3 protein-coding genes, 3 tRNA genes and 1 rRNA gene are annotated in these 3,151 nt (G+C 60.1%); 5 read left to right on the top strand and 2 right to left on the bottom strand.

Annotation, left to right across the window (positions count from 1 at the left end; translation table 11 throughout):
- Positions 1–194 precede the first annotated feature (194 nt).
- Positions 195–307 (top strand): 5S ribosomal RNA (rrf, locus tag DID99_RS36130).
- A gap of 774 nt (positions 308–1,081) precedes the next feature.
- Here rrf and DID99_RS36120 read toward each other — a convergent pair.
- Entirely contained in the window at positions 1,082–1,306 is a 225-nt protein-coding gene (locus DID99_RS36120) for a hypothetical protein (protein ID WP_148094703.1), read from the bottom strand.
- Positions 1,307–1,495: 189 nt separating this feature from the next.
- Entirely contained in the window at positions 1,496–1,726 is a 231-nt protein-coding gene (locus tag DID99_RS36115; RefSeq protein ID WP_124489879.1) for a hypothetical protein, read from the bottom strand.
- A gap of 971 nt (positions 1,727–2,697) precedes the next feature.
- On the opposite strand from DID99_RS36115, the gene DID99_RS36110 reads away from it, so the two are divergent.
- The 4 genes from DID99_RS36110 to DID99_RS36095 form a co-directional block, all read left to right on the top strand.
- Positions 2,698–2,783: transfer RNA gene (locus DID99_RS36110), tRNA-Tyr, on the top strand.
- 43 nt (positions 2,784–2,826) lie between these two features.
- Positions 2,827–2,900, top strand: a tRNA-Gly gene (locus DID99_RS36105).
- 25 nt (positions 2,901–2,925) lie between these two features.
- Positions 2,926–3,000: transfer RNA gene (locus tag DID99_RS36100), tRNA-Thr, on the top strand.
- A 65-nt stretch (positions 3,001–3,065) separates the two neighbouring features.
- Positions 3,066–3,151 (top strand): GTP-binding protein (locus tag DID99_RS36095; protein WP_039555751.1); only part of this gene is annotated, 86 nt, incomplete at its 3' end.

The raw sequence follows: 3,151 nt of genomic DNA, 5'->3' as shown, positions 1-3,151 counted from the left end.
TCAGGTGTGTAAGCGCAGTAATGCGTTCAGCTAACTGATACTAATTGCCCGTAAGGCTTGATCCTATAACAAGTCTGTTTCGCGCTACAGAGCGCGTCGGACTGGTTGGATTCTCGTGTGTGATACACACAACTCAAAATTACTGCTTCTTCCCAGATTGGTCGCGCTGCGAAGCAACGTGACAACCCTCTTTGCCTGATGACCATAGCGAGTCGGTCCCACCCCTTCCCATCCCGAACAGGACCGTGAAACGACTCTACGCCGATGATAGTGCGGATTCCCGTGTGAAAGTAGGTAATCGTCAGGCTCCCTAAGCCAGAAACCCCCGCCCGAAAAGGTGGGGGTTTTTGCATTTGCAGCGCAGAAAATGTGCAATCACCGCCGGACGTTGGCGTTGGCGTTGGCGTTGGCGTTGGCGGCGGCGGCGGCGCAAGCAAGCAAGCAAGCAAGCAAGCAAGCAAGCAAGCAAGCAAGCAAGCAAGCAAGCAAGCAAGCAAGCAAGCAAGCTGGCTGGCTGGCTGGCTGGCTGGCTGGTCGGGCGGGACTTTCATGTACGCCGCGCGCCGTGTCGCGAATGGACTAGTGGCTCGACCCCGCTGCTGCCGGTAACTCCGCGGCCAGGGCGGCCAGTCTTGCATCGCTCGCAGCGCGAGAGTCTGATCGGCGCCGAATTGTTTGAGCAGATGGCGGCCCATTGACGCATCCTGCTCCTCATCATCGTTGACTGCATCGAACCCGCGCCGCGAGATCTACCACGTCTATCATCTCGGTTGCCACTGGCTTCGAGCTCCGTGCGGTTTCCATCCCGTGATGAACCGACCAGGGGCGCGGCAGGGGTCACCCTTGCGCGCAGCCGAAGGCTCCGTCAATCTCCGGGGTGCCGCCGATAGCCGCGTCATGCTCGAAGTGATCACGCCTCCGGTCGTTCTCTCGTTATTTACCTCCTCGAGCACATTGCACGGCAAGTCTAGCCATCGCAAATCGGAGTCCATTATCTCGGGCTATTAATTGGTTTATGTCGCTTATCTTCGCCCAACGTCGTCGATTCTGTTTCGAGGTGCTGGTGTGTGATCGGCGCGTTTCAGGGCAAATCCACGGCTGCCTCGGCGACAGCGCGAGGCCGAGATCGCGCGCCCGTCGGCATATGCGTGACGACCGCAACCGCCATGAGGCCTCCCATCGGCGCGAAGGCGTCGCAGAGGCGAATTTCTTCGACGAGCGAATAGGCGGCGCCGCCGAAATAGTGGCGGCCTTCGCCCATCAATCCGAAATGCGTACCGTCCGCGTTGACGCCGGACGACCGCACCGTGCATGCAGTGCTTGGACTACACAGTGCCAAGCGCTCGATCGGGCGAATCGGCGGATCGTGCTGCTGCCATGGCTCCGGGGCGACATGAGCATCGCCGGGCAGTGAGTAGTCGATGTCGACGAACCCGCGTTGAATGTCGGCTTCCCTGCCGTCTGGTTCGTACGGGGCGACGTACAGGCGCCCCGGTCAAAGCCGATGCAGTTCCGCGCTTGACTGAACGAGGTTCCACTCGTATCCACACGTCGGATGGCGCGTGTACAGCTCAGCCTCGCCACGATAGGCCGCCCAGACATTCATGGTGGTCGGCTTGCACAAAGGACGGTTCGACACAATGCGCGCTGCACTGTTGAACGTTCGCAACGACGGCGACACGCAAGCGATGTGGCAGCAGGCGTGCGGGCGCAGATCGTCGCGCATCGGCGGCACCAAGACATCTAGGCAGCCCGAGCTGTTGGACCTTCTCGCAAGGTGCCAGCGTCGCTATCAGCCGCGATAACGTCGGTTGACGCTCGTTCGGCAACCACGCGTACGCGATCGCTTCCGGAGTCGTGACTCGCGGGCGTCGCCGCGTGCCGGTGGCCAACAAGCAGCCGGCGTCGACGGCCGGTTTTAAGGTCTCATGCGTCGCCCGAGCCGCGGCGCCTTTCGCGCGTCTGGCGGTGTGGCGCCCGGAAAGCGTCGGCTCTCGGACTGCCGCGATCCTTCCCGTGCTGCACCACGCGTTGTCGATGTTGCCCGCATGTGCCACCGAGGAAGCAAAGATCAGTGCGAAGGCGAGAAGGACGACAGGGTATCGCGTGGAGGCAGGGAAACGGGAGAGCGGTCGGCATGATCGCGGAACACGGGATGGTACCGCGCGTGCCTTCCGTCAGTGGTGATGAGGGGAGGGGAGCGAAGATGGCCCCTAGGTGCTTTCCGGGTTCGATTCCGGTGTCGCAACGGAGCAAGCGGGAACGGCGAGGCCTTCCCTGGAATCCGGCTTCGGCACCCCGTTTGCCGGAAACCCTTGCGCGCAGAAGCCGGTTGTCCCGGGTTTGACGGGGTGCTGATGTGTCGCCATTAATCAAACTACCCCCTGGGCTCGCGTCGGAAGCCTTGCAGATTCCTCCGGCATGGAAATTGCAAATTTTTTGCGTTTACCCGCTTGGCATTATGCGTGAGAGGTCGTATCATGGCGGTCTTTCGTTTTCAGCGAAGATGCAAATCGAAGCTGAAGACGGAGTCTGACGAAGATGTGGGCGCCGATCGGCGATCCTCTTGCGCTTGCCTCAGCCGGGTGAGCGCGGGTGTCGGGTGAGTCGCCAGGGTGCGCTGGAAGAGAATGAAAATAATCTTCCGGATGTGCTTGACAAGAGTGCGATGCACCCCCATAATCGTCAGTTCTCTACGGAGGGGTGCCCGAGTGGCTAAAGGGGGCAGACTGTAAATCTGTTGGCTTACGCCTACGTTGGTTCGAATCCAACCTCCTCCACCAGAACATCAGCGCAGAGAGCGGTAGGGAATCGTTAGTGGCCCGTGCGGGTGTAGCTCAATGGTAGAGCAGAAGCCTTCCAAGCTTACGACGAGGGTTCGATTCCCTTCACCCGCTCCAGTCCGTGTAGTTGAAGCGTAATACCGCCCATGTGGCTCAGTGGTAGAGCACTCCCTTGGTAAGGGAGAGGTCGGCAGTTCGATCCTGCCCATGGGCACCAGCAGTAAAAAGTCAGTGTCTGTTTGCGCGCGGCGCAACATGTGAAATTCCTTTCGGGAGTTGAAAATGGCCAAGGAAAAGTTTGAGCGGACCAAGCCGCACGTCAACGTTGGTACGATTGGTCACGTTGACCACGGCAAGACGACGCTGAC

The organism is Burkholderia sp. Bp8986 (assembly GCF_003854225.1).
GTDB lineage: Bacteria > Pseudomonadota > Gammaproteobacteria > Burkholderiales > Burkholderiaceae > Burkholderia.
Note: the sequence above shows the minus strand (reverse complement) of the source record. Positions and strands in the feature narration are given on the sequence as shown.

What these genes read in the sequence shown, in the direction of transcription:
- DID99_RS36115 (WP_124489879.1), bottom strand. Translation starts at nt 1,726, where the DNA reads ATGCGCGACGATCTGCGCCCGCACGCCTGCTGCCACATCGCTTGCGTG.